This window comes from Curtobacterium sp. MCLR17_036 (genome assembly GCF_003234445.2).
Taxonomy (GTDB): Bacteria; Actinomycetota; Actinomycetes; order Actinomycetales; family Microbacteriaceae; genus Curtobacterium.
In genome coordinates this window covers 620,872-636,851 of the sequence record NZ_CP126269.1, presented here as the reverse complement: position 1 = coordinate 636,851, position 15,980 = coordinate 620,872, and the positions used below count along the sequence as shown (strand labels likewise).

The window sequence follows — 15,980 nt, the reverse complement described above, 5'->3', positions numbered from 1 at the left end:
CGGACCGGTGTCCCTCGACGTCGCCACACACCGAGGAGACCACCATGACGAACAGCACCTTCCCGTTCGGCGGCAGCTTCGTGTCCGGGATCGGCGGGCGTGACGACCGCGGTACCTACACGGGCAGCCGCACCGCCGAACCGATCGGCACCTACACCGGCGCTCCGGTGACCGGGCGTCTCGGACGCTTCGTGGACACCCAGCGCATGCGCCCCGGCACGTCGACGGCCTCGACCCGGACGGTGACGGGCTCGTTCCGCACCGCCACGGGGTCCTTCCGCACGGCCTGACCGACCACCGGCGCACACCGACGCCGCCCGGCCCTCCCCGGCCGGGCGGCGTCGTGCTGTGTACCGGCCGGACGCGATCGGCTGCGCGATGCCAGGATGGGTCCATGAACGACCGTGCCGGCACCCCAGCCACCGCAGACGACCTCGTCGACCTCGACGCACTCGTCGCCGCCTACCACGACCGCGTGCCGGACGTCTCCGTCGCCGAGCAGAAGGTCGTGTTCGGCACGTCCGGTCACCGCGGGTCGTCGCTCGACTCCGCGTTCAACGACACCCACATCGCGGCCATCACGCAGGCGATCGTCGAGTACCGCCGGTCGCAGGGCACCGACGGCCCGCTCTTCATCGGCCGCGACACGCACGCGCTGTCCGCCCCCGCCGAGCGCACCGCCCTCGAGGTCCTCGCCGCGAACGGCGTGCACGTCCTGGCCGACAGCGCGGACGGCTACGTGCCCACCCCGGCGCTCAGCCACGCGATCATCCGGTACAACCGCGAGGACCACGCCGACACGGCCGACGGCATCGTGATCACCCCGAGCCACAACCCGCCGCGCGACGGCGGCTTCAAGTACAACCCGCCGCACGGCGGCCCGGCCGACAGCGACGCCACGAGCTGGATCGCGGATCGCGCGAACGCGATCATCGCGGGCGGCAACGCCGAGGTGCAGCGCACGGAGCAGGCCACGCCGGACCGCTACGACTTCCTGCACACGTACGTCGCCGACCTCGAGAACATCATCGACATCGCGGCGATCAAGCGTGCCGGCGTGCGGATCGGGGCGGACCCCCTCGGTGGCGCCTCCCTGCCCTACTGGAACGCCGTCCGCGACCACTACGGCCTCGACCTGACCGTCGTGAACCCGGACGTCGACCCCACCTGGGCGTTCATGACGCTCGACTGGGACGGCAAGATCCGGATGGACCCGTCGAGCCCCTCCGCGATGGCCTCGGTGCTCGCCCGCAAGGACGACTTCGACGTCCTGACCGGCAACGACGCGGACTCCGACCGGCACGGCATCGTCACCCCCGACGGTGGCCTGATGAACCCGAACCACTACCTGGCCGTCGCCATCGAGTACCTCTACGCGCACCGTCCGGCGTGGCGCGACGACGCCGCCGTCGGCAAGACGCTCGTGTCCTCGAGCATCATCGACCGCGTCGCGGAGTCCCTCGGCCGTCGCCTGTGGGAGGTCCCGGTCGGCTTCAAGTGGTTCGTGCCCGGGCTGATCGACGGCTCCGTCGCGTTCGGCGGCGAGGAGTCCGCCGGAGCGTCGTTCCTGCGTCACGACGGCACCGCGTGGACCACCGACAAGGACGGCATCATCCTCGCGCTGCTGGCGTCGGAGATCATCGCGGTGACGGGCAAGACGCCGTCGCAGCTCTACGCCGAGCTCACCGAGCGCTTCGGCGACCCGGTCTACCAGCGCGTGGACGCGGCGGCGAGCAAGGAGCAGAAGGCCCGCCTCGGCAAGCTCGACGGCGAGGCCATCGCGGCCGACACACTGGCCGGCGACCCGATCACGGCGAAGCTGTCCGAGGCCCCCGGCAACGGCGCGGCCGTCGGCGGCGTCAAGGTCGTGACCGAGAACGCCTGGTTCGCGGCGCGACCGTCCGGCACCGAGGACGTCTACAAGATCTACGCCGAGAGCTTCGTCGGACAGGAGCACCTCGAGCAGGTGCAGCGCGAGGCCAAGGAGATCGTGGACGCCGCCCTCGGCGGCTGAGCACGAGCGGACCACGAGGGGGGACGGGGACGTCATGGGGTTGTTCGGACGGAAGAAGCGGGAACCGGGACCGGGAGCGGCACCGTCGCTCGTCGTACTCGCGCGGCGCGTGCTCGCTGAGCGGGGCGTCGAGACCACGGTCGAGGGGCCGGCGGACGACCCGTCGGCCGCCCGGCTGCGCGGTTCCGACGGGCAGGTCTACCTGTTCGGCAACCTCGCGGGCATGCTCGAGGGGGCCGACACCGCCACGCAGGAGGCCGCGGTCCGACGCCACCTCGACGCCATGCTCGCGTCGCGGAGCGACCCGGCGGCCGAGGACATGTCCCCCGACGAGCTCCGGCAGCGCATCCGGCTGCGGCTGCTCGCCGAGCGGGGTCCGGACGGCATCGACCTGTCCTACGCGCGGCCGTTCGTGCCGGGCGTGGTCGCGGCGCTCTGCGTGGACTTCCCGACGACCGTCGCGACGCTCTCCGCCGAGACGGTGCACCGGCTGCCGCTCGGCATCGACGAGCTCTTCGCGATCGGCCAGCTGAACAGCGACGACGAGCCGGTCGACCAGCAGAGCGAGGTCGCCCCCGGGTTCGTCGTCGTCGAGGGCGAGTCGCTGTTCACCGCGTCGAAGGCCGTCAACCTGCCCGCCGTGCTCGGGGCGCTGCCGTACGGGGCGGTCATCGCGATCCCGCACCGGCACCTGCTGCTCGCCGTCCCGATCCGCGACGCCGACAGCCTGACCGCGGTGAACACGCTGGCGGGAGCACTCGTCCAGCTCGTGTCCGATCCGCGGGGAGCACCCGGCGGTGTGCTGAGCGACCGGCTGCTGTTCGCCCGCGACGGCGAGGTGAGCATCGTGTCGTCGTTCGACCCGGAGTCCGGGGCGATGCGCATCGAGGTCGACGAGCGCTTCCAGGAGGCGCTCGAGCAGGCGATGGCCTGACGACCGCTCAGTCGTCGGCGGCCGCGAGCGCCAGTTCGCAGAACATCGCGTCGGCCCACGAGAACCACGGTCGCGAGTACCGCGTCGGGTCGTCGACGTCGAACGCCTCGTGCATGTCGCCGGTGCCGCCGTCCGTCGCCACGAGCACGTCGAGAAGCCGCCGCCGCCGTGCGGGCGACCCGGAGACGAGTCCCCCGACCGCCAGGGCGATCGGCCACACCCGGTTCGGCAGCGTGTGCGGGCTGCCGACCCCGGCCGCCGCAGCACCGCTCGACCAGTACGGGTTCGCCGGCGACAGGACGAACTCCTGCGTCGCCGCCCACACCGCGCGGTCGACCACCGACGGCGCGGACAGCGGCAGGGACAGCAGCGACGGGGTGTTCGCGTCGTCCATGAGCAGCACGCCGCCGAGCCCGTCGACCTCGTACGCGTACACGTCCGTCCCCGACGGCCCCGGCACGATGCCGTGCCGTCGGACGCCGTCGGTGATCGCGCTCCGCAGCAGGTCGGCGTCGTCCGCCAGGCCGGTGTCGGCCCAGACCTCGCGCGCGATCGCCGCGACGGCGAGCAGCGCCTCGGCCGCGAACAGGTTCGCCGGCACGTTGTAGCCGTACGTGCAGGCGTCGTCCGAGGGGCGGAACGCGCACCAGGTCATGCCGGTCACCGCGACCGGGGTGCCGCGGCCGTCCCGTGCCAGGGTCTCGGTCGGGATCGCGCCGTCGCGGACGAAGCGGTACGCCGACGCGTCGTGGTCCTGCTCGGCACGCCACTGCGCGACGATCGTCCGGAACACCCGGTGCGCCCGCTCGTCGAGCACGTCGGTGCGCCCGGTCGCCCGCCACAGCGCGTGTGCGAACGTCACCGGGTAGGCGAGGCTGTCGACCTCGTACTTCTGCTCCCACACCAGCGGGTCCGCGTTGAGGTCGTCCTCGTCGTAGTGCGCGCCGTTCGGCTCACGGTTGAACGAGTTGGCGTAGGGGTCGTGCTCGACGAGCCGGAGCTGCCGGCGCACGACCGCCCAGAGCAGGTCGGCGAGCACCGCGTCGTCCGCGACGAAGCGCAGGTACGGCGTCATCTGGGTCGTCGAGTCGCGGAGCCACATCGCCGGGATGTCCCCCGTGATGACGAAGGCGCCGTCGTCGTCGAGCGTGATGGTGTCGCGCAGGGTCCGCACGAGCGCGCGCTCGACGCGGTCGCCGACCTCGACCCCGATCGTGGTCCGCACCCGGTCGGCCGCCGCGACCAGGGTCGGGGTGACCTCCTCGAGCCGCACCTGCGTCACGACACCCATCGCACTGCCTCCTGTCCGTCGGTGACACGGACGGTCCGCGTCGACCCGGGCGGATCGAGCACGTCGTCCGTCCAGCAGTCCAGGTCGAGCGGCCGTGCACCGAGCTGCAGACCAGCGTCCCACGTGCCGAGCGCGTCGAGTCCGAGGGCGAACGCGGTCTCGACGGTCGTGCCCGGCGGCACGTCCACGGTCACCAGGTCGAGCAGCCGCCGACGCCGCGGCCGCACGCCCGGTTCGCGTCGCCGCCCCCACAGTGGCACCGAGACCCGACGGGGCACGTCCGATGCGTTGCGCACCGTCACCGGGACGGTCACCGTGCCCCCGGCCAGGAGGCGCACGGCCGTCACCGCGTCGCTCCCGTCCGCCAGTTCCACCTGGATGCCGGCTCCCGGTCCGGGTGCACCGGTGACGGTCGGCGACGCGGCGACGTCCACGTAGCCGCGCGCCGTCTCGAGGCGTTCGTCGTGGGCGACCGGCAGCACGCCGTCCGCGCCGGGCCAGGTCGCGGGGAGCCGCCCCTCGGCCGGGGCGCCGAGCAGCACGTCGACGACGGCCCCGCCGCCGGTGGGCCCCGGGAACGGGACGACCAGCACGCTGTCGGCCAGGGCGAACACCTCGGTCAGGACCCTGGGCCGGCCGTCGACGACGACCGCCACGACGGGCAGACCGCTCCCCCGCGCGGCGCGGAGGACGTCGAGCTGCGCCTCGGGCACCGCGACGGAGGCCAGGTCGACCCCCTCGCCGTTCGTCGTGTCCGGTGCCGGACCGCTGACCGCGCCGTTGTCCTCGAAGCCGTCGTCGTAGGCGCGGCGGCTCGACCCGCCGAGGACCACGACCGCGACATCGGCGTCGGCGAGCGCCGCGTCCACCGCGGCGATCCCGTCGGGGCCCGGCAGCGGGTGGCGGAGGTGACTGCCCCGGGCGCTGCGGATCCGGTCGGGGCCGAGCCGGGCCTCCAGGGCGGAGCGCACGGTGGACGCACCGGGGTCGACGGGCGGCCGCGGCGGCGCGTAGTCGCCGAGCAGCGCGTCGACGTCGTCGGCGTTCGGGCCGACGACGGCCACGACGGCGTCGGCGGCGATGGTCGGGAGCGGCCCGCCGAGGGCCACCACCGCCCGCCGGGCCGCATGCTCGGCGAGCAGCAGCGTGGAGCGCTCCGGCGGTGTCCGGTGCTCGACCGGGGCCGGCGGCGTGCCGAGCAGCCCGACGCGCCGCTTCAGGGCGAGCACGCGGTCGGCCGCACGGTCGAGGTCCGCCAGGTCGACGAGCCCGCGGTCGAGTGCTTCGTCGAGGTGGGTGAAGGCGTCGTCCCAGAGGCTCAGGTCGACGCCGGCCCGGAGCGCGAGCGCCGCGGCAGAGGCCGGGTCGGGCGTGACGTCGCGCAGTCGGTCGACGGCGGTGCCGTCGGCCATCACGAGCCCGTCCCACCCCCAGGCGTCGCGGATCGTCGTGGTGAGCAGCTCCCGGTTGCCGCAGCAGGGCACCCCGTCGACGTCGTTGTAGGCGGCCATGAACCCGGCGACGTGCGCACGCGCCGCGGCGAGCGCCGGCGGCAGGTGCACCTCGGCGAGTTCGCGTCGGCCGATCGGTGCGCCGGAGCCGTTGCGACCGCCGATGCCGGCACCCTGTCCGGCCAGGTGCTTCGCGACGACGGCGACGTGCCGTCCGTCGATCGGGCCGTCACCGCCGCCCTGCATGCCGCGCACGGTCGCGGCGACCATGACCGCCGCGAGGGCGCCGTCCTCCGACCAGCACTCCTCGCTCCGGCCCCATCGGGGGTCACGCAGGACGTCGAGGCCGGAGACGAGGGCGACGTGGGTGCCGCGCGCCCGGACCTCCGCCGCGACCGCGGCTGCGAGGTCCTCGACGAGCTGCTCGTCCATCGCGGCGCCGAGGGCGAGGTTCACCGGGACCGTCGTGCCGCCGAGGGCCTGCAGGCCGTGCGGGACCTCCTCGACGAAGAGCGTGGGGACACCACCGTCGCTGTGCGCGACGACGTGGTCCTGCACGGCCGCGTACGCCTCGGCCGACCGCTCGGGCGGGGTGCCGTTCCCCCAGTGCACGCCCGACCACGGGTCGGCGCGGAGCACGCCGTACACCGCGCCGATGCCGCCCCAGCGGTCGACCTCGGCGCGCAGCACGTCGGTGATGCGGGGGCGGCCGTCGACCCAGCGGACGGCCTCCCACCCCTTGAGCCGCTGGTTGACCTGCCCGATCCGGGCGCGCACGTCGAGGCTGGTCGCGGTGGGGTGCCCGGTCATCCCTTGATCGCTCCGGACACCAGCGCGCGCTGCATCTGGCGCTGCAGGATCGAGTAGACGAGGTACACCGGCAGCAGGGTGAACAGGGTGCCGGCCATGAGCATCCCGTAGTCGGTGCCCGCGTCGACCTTCAGCGTCGGCAGCGCCACCTGGATGGTCCGCTGCGCGGTGTCCGGGCCGATGAGCACCAGGGCGTACAGGTACTCGTTCCAGAACGACAGGAAGTTGAGCAGCAGCACGGTGGCGATGCCCGGGATGCAGATCGGCAGGTAGACCTGCCGCATGACCTGCCACGCCGAGGCGCCGTCCATCGACGCTGCCTCCTCGAGTTCGCGCGGGATCGTCCGCATGAACTGGGTCAGGATGACGACCGCGAGCGGCATGGCGGTCGCGGGCAGCAGCAGCACGAGGAAGGTCCGGGTGTGGAACAGGCCCATGCCGGCCGCGAGCAGGAACGTCGGGAACAGCGCCGCGAACGACGGGATGAGGAACCCGAGCGAGAACAGCGCCTCGACGACGCGGCCCGCGCGGCCGGTCGCCCGCGCCAGGGCGAACGACGCCGGCAGCGCGAGCACGAGCGTCAGCACGAGCGCCGCCACCGTGGTGATGACGGAGTTCGCGATCGCCGGGCCGAGCGACGCCTGCCGGATCGCGTCGGTGAAGTTCGACAGGTCCCACGAGGCGGGCAGGGCGAGCGGGGACTCGAAGATGCCGTCGTTGTCCTTGAAGGACGAGACGACGAAGTAGTAGAACGGCAGGATCAGCAGGGCGGCGTAGATCCACGCCACGGTGCCGCTCGTGATGGAACCGATCCGGTCGCGCAGCCGGATGCCGGCGGTGGGCTTCGCCATGGTGGTCTCCCGGGGTCAGTGGGTCAGTGGGTCTTGCGGAGGACCCGGCGGATGACGAACATCCCGACGAGCCCGAGGACGAACAGGACGACGCCGACCGCCTGGCTGTATCCGAGGTCGGTGTCGACGAAGGCCTTCTGGTACACGAGGTACGACAGCGTCGTGGTGGCGGTGCCCGGCCCGCCCTGGGTCAGCAGGAGCACGTTCTGCGCCGAGCTGAACAGCATCGCCAGGAACTGGAGCATCGCGACGACGCCGATGAAGTCGCGGGCGATCGGCCAGTACACGCCCCAGGCGAGCCGCCACGAGCCGGCGCCGTCCATCCGGGCGGCCTGCACGACCTCGGCGTCGACGCCGTCGAGGCGGCTCGCGATGAGCACCGCCGAGTAGCCGATGCCGGCCCAGAGGTCGACCACGATGAGCGCGCCGAGGGCCGTGGCGGGGTCGGCGAGCCAGGCCTTGCCGCCGATGCCGACGGTCGCCAGCACCCCGTTCACCAGGCCGTCCGGGTTCAGCATCGCGTAGAACATCATCGCGGTGGCGGGCGCGGAGATGAGCGCCGGGATGAAGAGCAGGTAGCGGAGCACCCTGTGCCCGCGCGGCTTCTGCACGACGTGGAACGCGAGCAGGAACGCCAGCACGATCATGATCGGCAGGCCGACGACGATCTGCACGGTGCTGTTCCGGACCGCCGCCCAGAAGGTCTCGTCCGAGAACAGGACCCGGAAGTTGTCGAGCCCCGCGAAGGTCGGCGAGACGAGCATGCCCGGCCAGCTGAGGAACGCGATGATGATCATCGCGAGCACCGGCCCGATCATGAACAGGCCGTACCAGACCAGCGCGGGGACCGCGAAGGTCGGGAAGGCGCCGCGAGCGGTCCCGACGGCACGGTTGCCCCGGCGGCCGGGGCCGGACGGCGTCGACGCCGACCGGACGGGTGGTTCCTCGACGAGCACTGCCATGGGGAGCTCCTTCTCGCGGATCGGGTGGTCAGGCGGCCGTGTAGGCGCGCTCGAAGAGGTCGATGATGCGGTCGGCCGAGGTGCCGGAGCCGTACGCCAGGCTCGTCGCGCGGATCATCGGTTCGTAGGCCGAGTCGGGCACGAGCAGGTCGGGCAGCATCACCGGGGTGACCTGGTCGTCGGTGAGCTTCGACGCCTGGGCGACGAGCGGGAAGTCACGGCTGACGGTGTCCGTGATCCGGCTCATGTCGCGGCCGGAGTCGAGGACGAACTCGCTCGTGACGCCCGACGAGTACAGGTACTGCACGAACGGCTTGATGAGGTCGAGCTTCGCCCGGCCGTTCTCGCTGATCCAGATGCCGTGGCCGTTGTAGCTCTTGATGACGCTCGGATGCGCGATGGCGGCGTCCTTCGACGGCACCGGCCAGCCGCCGACCGTGACCTCCTTCGCGCGTTCCTTCGACACCAGCGCGAGGGCGGAGGACATCGCGGGGACGATGGCAGCCTTGCGGGTGGTGAACTGCGTCAGTTCGGAGTCCGAGGTGAACCCCTGCACCGAGTCCACGAAGACCCCGGCGTCGCGGAGTGCGACGAAGTGCTCGACGCCGCGGACCGCCCCGGGGCTCTCCGAGATCTTGCCGGTGGAGAAGACCGTCGCGGCTTCGTCCTGGGTGACGAAGCCCTGGATGACCTGCATGAGGAGCTTCTGCCCGCTCCAGTCCGACCCGCCGACGGTGACCGGGCCGATGCCGGCGGCCCGCAGGCGGTCGGCCGCGGCGATGAGCTGGTCCGAGGTCGTCGGGATCTCGCTGACGCCGGCCTCCTCGAGCAGCGCCGTGTTGAACGACACCGGCCAGTTCGTCCGGGTGAACGGGAACGCCCGGAGCCGCCCCTGGTCGTCGGTCCACTCCTCGAGCGCCTCGGGGATGATCTTGTCGCGCAGGTCCCACTCGTCGAGGTAGCGGGAGACGTCGATCGTGGCGTCCTCGCCCGTCCAGGACAGCGTGCGTCCGACCATGTTCACGATCGCGACGTCGGCTTCCTTGCCGGCCAGGGAACTCGTCTCGAAGACGATCGGCAGGTCGGACCCGTTCGAGAGCAGGGCGACCCGGCGGTCCGTGCGGCGGCGGTAGGCGGCGACGACGTCCGTGAACGTCTGCGCGCCGGCGACCGCGCCGCTGAGCTGGGTGTGCACGCTGAGCGTCCCCGGGCCGCTCGACGCCGGCGTGAGGGCGCTGCACCCCGCCAGGATCGGCGCGAGGATTCCGGCGCCGAACCCGGCTCCGATGAGGGTGCGTCTGCTGATGCCGTCCGTCACGGTGCCTCCCTGGCAGTGGATGGTGGAGCGGTCCCGATGCGATTCGGTACAGCGGTGTACTTCAGGTGACGAGCAACGTATACCGCTTTACACGAGGTGGTCAAGCCTCTACGCTCGACCGCATGAGCGACACCACCGCCGGCGCCGTCGACCGACGCCGCGTGACCATCGCGCAGGTCGCCAAGCGCGCCGGCGTCTCGACGTCGGCGGTCTCACACGTGTTCAACGGACGACCGAACGTGTCGGCCGCCACCGCCGCACGCATCCGGAAGGCCGCCGACGACCTCAACTGGCGGCCGAACCTGGCGAGCCGCAAGCTCTCCGGCAACGCCGGGCACAGCCTCGGGCTCGTGCTCGCCCGCTCCCGCGACACCTTCCAGCGCGACCCCTTCACGATGCGCCTCATCGCCGGGCTGACCGAACCGCTCGCCGCGATCGGCTGGTCGCTGTCGGTGACCCTCGTGCAGGCCGACGACGAAGCCGCCGTGTACCGCCAGTGGTGGACCGAGCAGCGGGTCGACGGGTTCCTGCTCGTCGACGTCCGCACCGACGACCCCCGCATCTCCCTGCTGCAGCACCTCGCCGCACCGGCCGTGATGCTCGGTGCCCCCATCCCCGGCAGCACCGTGCCCGCGGTGACCGTCAGTGACGCCGACGCGACCGAGTCGCTGCTCGACCACCTCGGCACGCTGGGCCACCGGCGGATCGCCCGCGTGGGCGACGGACCGGCGCTCGCCCACACGGGCGCGCGTGACGCCCGGTTCACCCGTGCCGCGCGGCGCCGGGGCGTCGAGGCCCTCGTGCTCGACTGGCGCGCCGGCGCCGAGGACCCCGTCGCCGACCTGCTCGCCCGGCTCTACGGGGCGACCGCCATCGTCCTCGACGGCGAGGCGATCGCCGCCGAGGTGGTCGCCCACGCCCCCGAGCTCGGCGTCCGGGTCCCCGACGACCTGTCCGTCGTCGCGTGGGAGGACTCGTGGGTCTCCACGATCGTCCGCCCCGCGCTCACGGCGCTCGACGCCCCGGTCGAGGACTCGGCCCGCACCGCCGTCGCGCTCGTCGAACGACTCGTGCGCGGCGACGAGGTCGCCGACGCCGAGGTCGGCGGTCGCGCCCTGCACGTCCGTGGGTCGACCGGACCGGCGCCCACCCCAGCTCCATGACCGAAGGAGACCGATGACCACCGCCACCCGCTTCGGCGTGAACTACGTGCCGTCCACCGACTGGATGTTCCAGTGGCAGTCCGTCGACGAGACCGTCGTCCGTCGCGACCTCGAGGCGATCGCGGCGCTCGGGCTCGACCACGTCCGGCTCTTCCCGCTCTGGCCCACCCTGCAGCCGAACCGCACGCTGATCCGCCGCCGGGCGCTGGACGACGTGGCACTCGTGGTCGACCTCGCCGCCGAGTTCGGACTGGACGCCAGTGTCGACGTCGTGCAGGGACACATGTCCGGCTTCGACTTCGTGCCCGCCTGGCTCGTGAACTGGCACGACGGCAACATGTTCACCGACCAGCCGGCGATCGACGCGCAGGCCGCCCTCGTCGCCGCCGTGTACGACGCCGTCCGCGACCGCCCGAACTTCACCGGCCTGACCCTGGGCAACGAGCTGAACCAGTTCCAGCCGCCGAACCCCGCTGCGATGCCCGCGGACACCGACCAGGTGACGCACTGGCTGACGTCGCTGCTCGGGGCGCCGCGTGACAAGGACCCGCGGCACGTCGTCACCCACTCCGAGAACGACCACCTCTGGTACCGCGACGGCCACCCGTTCGTCCCCGCGCACGCCAGCCGCCTCGGCGACGTCACGACGGTGCACTCGTGGATCTTCAACGGGGTCGCCGACCGCTACGGGGCGCTGTCCGACGAGTCCGTCCGCCATGCCGAGTGGATGATCGAGCTCGCCAGGGCCTTCGCCACCGACCCCGACCGGGCGGTCTGGCTGCAGGAGGTGGGCGCCCCGGACCGGCACCTCGCCGAGTCCGAGATGCCGGAGTTCCTCGAGCGCACGGTGGCGGCCGCCCTGACGACCGAACGGCTGCACGCGGTGACGTGGTGGTGCTCGCACGACGTCTCCCGCGACCTCGGGGACTTCAAGGACCTCGAGTACTCGCTCGGCCTGCTCGACGTCGACAACCGGGTGAAGCCGCTCGGCCGCCGCTACGCCGAGGTCGTCGCCGACGCTCGCCGTGCCGCACCCGTGCCGACGCCGCGCACGAGCGCCGTGGTGGTCGACGTCGACCACGCCGACCTGCCCCTGCGCCGGTCCGACCTGGCCCCGGGCGGCGCCGTGTTCGAGCAGTGGCACCGCCTCCGTGCCGCCGGCCACGCGGTCACGGTCGTGACGAGGCGGACCGCAGCCGACCCCGCCGAGCTGGCGGCACGTGGCGTGACCCGGGTCGTCGAACCCGCAGCGGTCTGACGGGGCCGACCCGGGCCTCCCGGCCGTCCGTCGACGCCGCGAACCGACGTCGGGAGCCGGCGCACCGGTGGAGCGGACCCGGCGTACGGTGATGCCGATCGGGTGACCCCCGGCGCGTCCCTCGGCGCCACCCGTGCAGATCCCTGCCGATCCGTTCAGGAAGCCGACCCCACGGGCGCGAGCACCTTGCGGCTGCTGTAACTTTGCACGCAGCGCAAAATTCGTGTGCGCCAGCGCACCGGACCGGGAGACCCTGCTCATGACCCAGACGGCGACCGCACCCGCGGCCCCCACCACGGCGTCCAACGTCGTGATGAACCACCGACAGATCCTGTTGGTGATCTACGGCCTGATGGCCGGCATGTTCCTCGGCGCCCTCGACCAGACGATCGTCGGCACCGCGATCCGCACCATCGGCGACGACCTGCACGGGCTCGACCAGCAGGCCTGGGTCACCACCGGGTACCTCATCGCGTCGACCGTGACCACGCCGATCTACGGCAAGCTCTCCGACATCTTCGGCCGCCGTCCGCTGTTCATCACGGCGATCGCGATCTTCATCATCGGGTCGTTCGCCGCATCGTTCTCGACCTCGATGCTCATGCTCGCCGGGTTCCGCGCGCTGCAGGGCCTCGGTGCCGGTGGCCTCATGTCCCTGCCGCTGGCGATCATGGGCGACATGCTCGCCCCGCGCGAGCGCGCGAAGTACCAGGGGTACTTCCTGGCGGTCTTCGGCATCTCGTCGGTGATCGGCCCGCTCGTCGGCGGTGTCTTCGCCGGTGCCGACCAGCTGCTCTTCATCGCCGGCTGGCGCTGGGTCTTCCTCATCAACGTGCCGATCGGCATCATCGCCCTCTTCATGGTGGTGACGTTCCTGCACCTGCCGAAGTTCGGCGACCGCGGCACGCCCCGCATCGACTGGTGGGGCGCGACGCTCGTCATCGTCACCCTCGTGCCGCTGCTGCTCATCGCCGAGCAGGGCCGCGAGTGGGGCTGGAACTCCCCCGGTGCGTTCGCCTGCTACGCCATCGGTGCGCTCGGGCTCATCGCGTTCATCATCGTCGAACGGGCGATGGGCGACGACGCGATCCTGCCGATGAAGCTGTTCGGCTCGCGGGTGTTCTCGATGGCGGCGGTCCTGTCCGTCCTGGTCGGCTTCGGCATGTTCGGCGCGATGCTGACGATCCCGCTGTACCTGCAGATCGTGAAGGGCGTCACACCGACCGAGTCCGGGTTCGCGATGCTCCCGATGGTCCTCGGCCTGATGATCTCGTCGATCGCCTCCGGCCAGATCATCTCGCGCACCGGCCGCTACCAGGTGTTCCCGGTGACCGGCACCGCCTTCACCGCCGTCGGCTTCACGGTCTTGACCTTCCTGACGGCCGACCGTCCGCTGTGGTTCCTCATGACGGGCATGTTCCTCATCGGGCTCGGCCTCGGCCAGCTCATGCAGACCCTGACCCTCGCCGCACAGAACTCGGTCTCCCCGCGGGACATCGGCGTCGCCACCAGCGCCGCGACGTTCTTCCGCCAGATCGGCGGCACCATGGGCACCGCCGTCCTGCTCTCCGTGCTCTTCACACTCATGCCCACGAACATCACGGCCGCGATGCAGGACGAGGGCGACCTGAAGCGTGCGCTCAACGCCGCGCTCACCCCGTCGGTCGCCAGCGCCTCGGAGAACGAGGGCGTCATGGACCAGATCTGGTCGAAGATCGTCGACCCGGTGCAGCGCAACGTGCAGGACGGCCTCGACAAGGCCGCCGCGCAGGCGAAGCAGTCCGCCGACCAGGCCGTCACGGAGCAGGTCACCGCCGCCGTCCAGCAGCAGGTCGACGCAGGGACGCTCCCGGCCGCCGCAGCCGACACCGTCATCGCGCAGCAGGTCGACGACGCCACCCCCGCCGCCGAGCAGAAGGCGCTCGAGGCGGTGGCCGCCAAGGCGGACGCCGAGGTCGTCGACGGCTCGGTGCAGGTGGACTACTCGAACCGGTCGCAGCGCCAGAACGTCGTCGACGGGGTCGCCCCGTCGCTCATCGAGCAGCTCAAGCGGGGCGACACGAGCGCGAGTTCGTCGAGCAACGCGACCACGAGCAACACCTCGTTCCTCAACGGCGCCGACGAGCGGCTGACCCGGCCGTTCCTGGTCGGCTTCAGCGACTCGGCCGTCCGCGTCTACTACGTCGGGCTTGCCGTGATCCTGCTCGCGTTCGTGCTGACCTGGTTCTTCCGGGTGCCGCCGCTGCGCAAGACCTCGGCCCTGCAGGAGCAGGCCGACGCCGCACGCACCGCGGACACCGTCGCCGGCCCCGGGCCGAGCGTGGGCGTTGCCGCCCCGGTCGGGTCGGGAGCCTCGGGTGGGTCCGGCGCCGTGGGTGGGTCTGGTGCCTCGGGCGTCCCGGCCGCCGTCGCCTCGTCAGGTGCCGATGCCGTGCCGACCTCGCCGGACGTCGTGGCGCAGCCGCGATCGGCCCGTTCCGCGGGCGCCGGCGACGTGTCCGTCCTGCCGTCGGACACCCGCTCCGAGCCGGACGACACCCGGGCCCCGCTGCCCGACGCCACCACGCACGGTGCGCACTCGGCCGCGGCACCGGTGGACGAGCCGCCGACCGCCACCGGCGCGATCCGGACCCACGCCGCGCACGTCGCCGGAGCTCCGGCGCCGGCTGCGGAGTCGGTTCCGGCTTCGGGTTCGCCGTCGGCTCCGGTGTCCGACGACACGCACCCGCACGGGCGGCACTCGGCCGAGTAGGCGCCCTGCACTCCTTGCGGGTGCATGTCCCGACGGACCACGCGTCGATCGGCTCGTGGTCCGTCGTCACATGCGCGTGCATCCGGTGCGTGAGCATCCTGCGACGGAGCACGTGTCGATCGACTCGTGCTCCGTCGCAGGTTGCACACACATGCACCGCCACTGCGGCACTGCGGCACCGCGCCACCGCCACCGCGGCACCGCGCCGCCGCCCCGCATGCGCCCGAACCCGCTCGGCCGCCCGCGCTCACCCCTCGAAGAACGCCCCCGGCAACCGTTTCCGCATGACCTCGATCGCCGCCGGGTTGTCGTCGATGAGCACGTACCGCCGGCCGAGCGCCGAGGCCACCGCCCCCGTCGTGCCGCTGCCGGCGAAGAAGTCGAGCACCCAGTCCCCCTCGCGCGACGACGCCTGCACGATCCGGCGGAGCACCCCCTCGGGCTTCTGCGTCGGGTAGCCGGTCTTCTCCTTGCCGGTCGGCGACACGATGGTGTGCCACCAGACGTCGGTCGGCAGCTTGCCCCGCTCGCGCTGCTCCGGCGTGACGAGCCCCGGCGCCATGTACGGCTCCCGGTCCACCGTCGTCGAGTCGAACCAGTAGCGTGTCGGGTCCTTCACGTACACCAGGATCGTGTCGTGCTTGGTCGGCCAGCGGGACTTCGACTTCGCGCCGTAGTCGTAGGCCCAGACGATCTCGTTGAGGAACGACTCCCGACCGAACAGCGCGTCGAGCAGCACCTTCGCGTAGTGCGACTCGCGGTAGTCGAGGTGCAGGTACAGCGTGCCGTCGTCCGCCAGCAGTCGCCACGCCTCGACGAGCAGGGGCTCGAGGAACGACCAGTAGTCCTCGAACCGGTCGTCGAACCGCATCAGGTCGCCGCGGACCCGCTCGTAGGTCCGGCCGTGGAACCCCATCACCGGCCCGTCGGCGGACGGCACCGCGGCGCTGGCGTGCCGGCGCTGGTAGCGCCCGGTGTTGAACGGCGGGTCGAGGTAGACGAGCGTGAACGAGCCGTCGGCGTACGCGGGGACGACGTCGAGCGCGTCGCCGTGTACCACGCGGTCGGGGCCGCGATCGTCTGCCGTGTGCACGGTCCATTGTCCCGCACGGGACGCCACGGCCGACGCGGCACCCGCCGCCCCCCACGGGCGGCGCCGCACGACGCCGCACCCGC

The 15,980-nt window shown here is 72.3% G+C and carries 12 protein-coding genes; 6 read left to right on the top strand and 6 right to left on the bottom strand.

The features are described from left to right. The first annotated feature begins 44 nt into the window (after positions 1 to 44). From DEI99_RS02990 to DEI99_RS02980, 3 genes are all read left to right on the top strand, one after another. Positions 45 to 290 (top strand): hypothetical protein, encoded by a 246-nt coding sequence (locus DEI99_RS02990; RefSeq protein ID WP_111041898.1) that lies wholly within the window; start codon positions 45 to 47, stop codon positions 288 to 290. A gap of 104 nt (positions 291 to 394) precedes the next feature. Then, the gene (pgm, locus tag DEI99_RS02985; RefSeq protein WP_111041897.1) at positions 395 to 2,014 is read left to right on the top strand and encodes a phosphoglucomutase (alpha-D-glucose-1,6-bisphosphate-dependent); all 1,620 of its coding nucleotides are present in this window, start codon (positions 395 to 397) and stop codon (positions 2,012 to 2,014) included. 34 nt (positions 2,015 to 2,048) lie between these two features. Then, positions 2,049 to 2,948 carry a hypothetical protein gene (locus DEI99_RS02980; RefSeq protein WP_111041896.1) on the top strand — a complete coding sequence of 300 codons (900 nt, stop codon included), beginning with the start codon at positions 2,049 to 2,051 and terminating at the stop codon, positions 2,946 to 2,948. Positions 2,949 to 2,955: 7 nt separating this feature from the next. On the opposite strand, the gene DEI99_RS02975 is transcribed toward DEI99_RS02980, so the two are convergent. Genes DEI99_RS02975 through DEI99_RS02955 form a run of 5 tightly spaced genes read right to left on the bottom strand, consistent with a single transcriptional unit; the run spans position 2,956 to position 9,631 of the window. Then, complete coding sequence (locus tag DEI99_RS02975; protein ID WP_111041895.1) at positions 2,956 to 4,239, bottom strand: glycoside hydrolase family 125 protein; 1,284 nt, start codon at positions 4,237 to 4,239, stop codon at positions 2,956 to 2,958. After that, on the bottom strand, positions 4,227 to 6,500 hold the full coding sequence (locus DEI99_RS02970; protein WP_111041894.1) for a glycoside hydrolase family 3 protein: 2,274 nt from the start codon (positions 6,498 to 6,500) through the stop codon (positions 4,227 to 4,229). Before DEI99_RS02970 ends, DEI99_RS02975 begins: the two co-directional genes overlap by 13 nt. After that, complete coding sequence (locus DEI99_RS02965; protein WP_071296971.1) at positions 6,497 to 7,351, bottom strand: carbohydrate ABC transporter permease; 855 nt, start codon at positions 7,349 to 7,351, stop codon at positions 6,497 to 6,499. The genes DEI99_RS02970 and DEI99_RS02965 overlap by 4 nt, the downstream gene beginning before the upstream one ends. 23 nt (positions 7,352 to 7,374) lie before the next feature. Next, positions 7,375 to 8,313: a carbohydrate ABC transporter permease gene (locus DEI99_RS02960; protein WP_111041893.1), complete on the bottom strand. Its 939-nt coding sequence runs from the start codon at positions 8,311 to 8,313 to the stop codon at positions 7,375 to 7,377. Between the two features lie 28 nt (positions 8,314 to 8,341). Continuing rightward, the gene (locus tag DEI99_RS02955) at positions 8,342 to 9,631 is read right to left on the bottom strand and encodes an ABC transporter substrate-binding protein (protein ID WP_111041892.1); all 1,290 of its coding nucleotides are present in this window, start codon (positions 9,629 to 9,631) and stop codon (positions 8,342 to 8,344) included. Between the two features lie 122 nt (positions 9,632 to 9,753). Here DEI99_RS02955 and DEI99_RS02950 point away from each other — a divergent pair, with 122 nt between their 5' ends. The 3 genes from DEI99_RS02950 (at position 9,754) to DEI99_RS02940 (ending at position 14,804) form a co-directional block, all read left to right on the top strand. Then, a complete protein-coding gene (locus tag DEI99_RS02950; protein ID WP_111041891.1) occupies positions 9,754 to 10,794 on the top strand; it encodes a LacI family DNA-binding transcriptional regulator in 1,041 nt (346 codons plus the stop codon). A gap of 13 nt (positions 10,795 to 10,807) precedes the next feature. Continuing rightward, on the top strand, positions 10,808 to 12,052 hold the full coding sequence (locus DEI99_RS02945) for a glycoside hydrolase 5 family protein (RefSeq protein WP_111041890.1): 1,245 nt from the start codon (positions 10,808 to 10,810) through the stop codon (positions 12,050 to 12,052). A gap of 259 nt (positions 12,053 to 12,311) precedes the next feature. After that, on the top strand, positions 12,312 to 14,804 hold the full coding sequence (locus DEI99_RS02940) for an MDR family MFS transporter (protein ID WP_111041889.1): 2,493 nt from the start codon (positions 12,312 to 12,314) through the stop codon (positions 14,802 to 14,804). Positions 14,805 to 15,051: 247 nt separating this feature from the next. Here the strand turns inward: DEI99_RS02940 and DEI99_RS02935 are convergent, their stop codons facing one another. After that, positions 15,052 to 15,897: a DNA-methyltransferase gene (locus DEI99_RS02935; RefSeq protein ID WP_071253626.1), complete on the bottom strand. Its 846-nt coding sequence runs from the start codon at positions 15,895 to 15,897 to the stop codon at positions 15,052 to 15,054. Positions 15,898 to 15,980 lie beyond the last annotated feature (83 nt).

What these genes read in the sequence shown, in the direction of transcription:
- DEI99_RS02965 (WP_071296971.1), bottom strand. Translation starts at nt 7,351, where the DNA reads ATGGCGAAGCCCACCGCCGGCATCCGGCTGCGCGACCGGATCGGTTCC.
- DEI99_RS02945 (WP_111041890.1), top strand. Translation starts at nt 10,808, where the DNA reads ATGACCACCGCCACCCGCTTCGGCGTGAACTACGTGCCGTCCACCGAC.
- pgm (WP_111041897.1), top strand. Translation starts at nt 395, where the DNA reads ATGAACGACCGTGCCGGCACCCCAGCCACCGCAGACGACCTCGTCGAC.
- DEI99_RS02970 (WP_111041894.1), bottom strand. Translation starts at nt 6,500, where the DNA reads ATGACCGGGCACCCCACCGCGACCAGCCTCGACGTGCGCGCCCGGATC.
- DEI99_RS02975 (WP_111041895.1), bottom strand. Translation starts at nt 4,239, where the DNA reads ATGGGTGTCGTGACGCAGGTGCGGCTCGAGGAGGTCACCCCGACCCTG.
- DEI99_RS02950 (WP_111041891.1), top strand. Translation starts at nt 9,754, where the DNA reads ATGAGCGACACCACCGCCGGCGCCGTCGACCGACGCCGCGTGACCATC.
- DEI99_RS02960 (WP_111041893.1), bottom strand. Translation starts at nt 8,313, where the DNA reads ATGGCAGTGCTCGTCGAGGAACCACCCGTCCGGTCGGCGTCGACGCCG.
- DEI99_RS02940 (WP_111041889.1), top strand. Translation starts at nt 12,312, where the DNA reads ATGACCCAGACGGCGACCGCACCCGCGGCCCCCACCACGGCGTCCAAC.
- DEI99_RS02990 (WP_111041898.1), top strand. Translation starts at nt 45, where the DNA reads ATGACGAACAGCACCTTCCCGTTCGGCGGCAGCTTCGTGTCCGGGATC.
- DEI99_RS02980 (WP_111041896.1), top strand. Translation starts at nt 2,049, where the DNA reads ATGGGGTTGTTCGGACGGAAGAAGCGGGAACCGGGACCGGGAGCGGCA.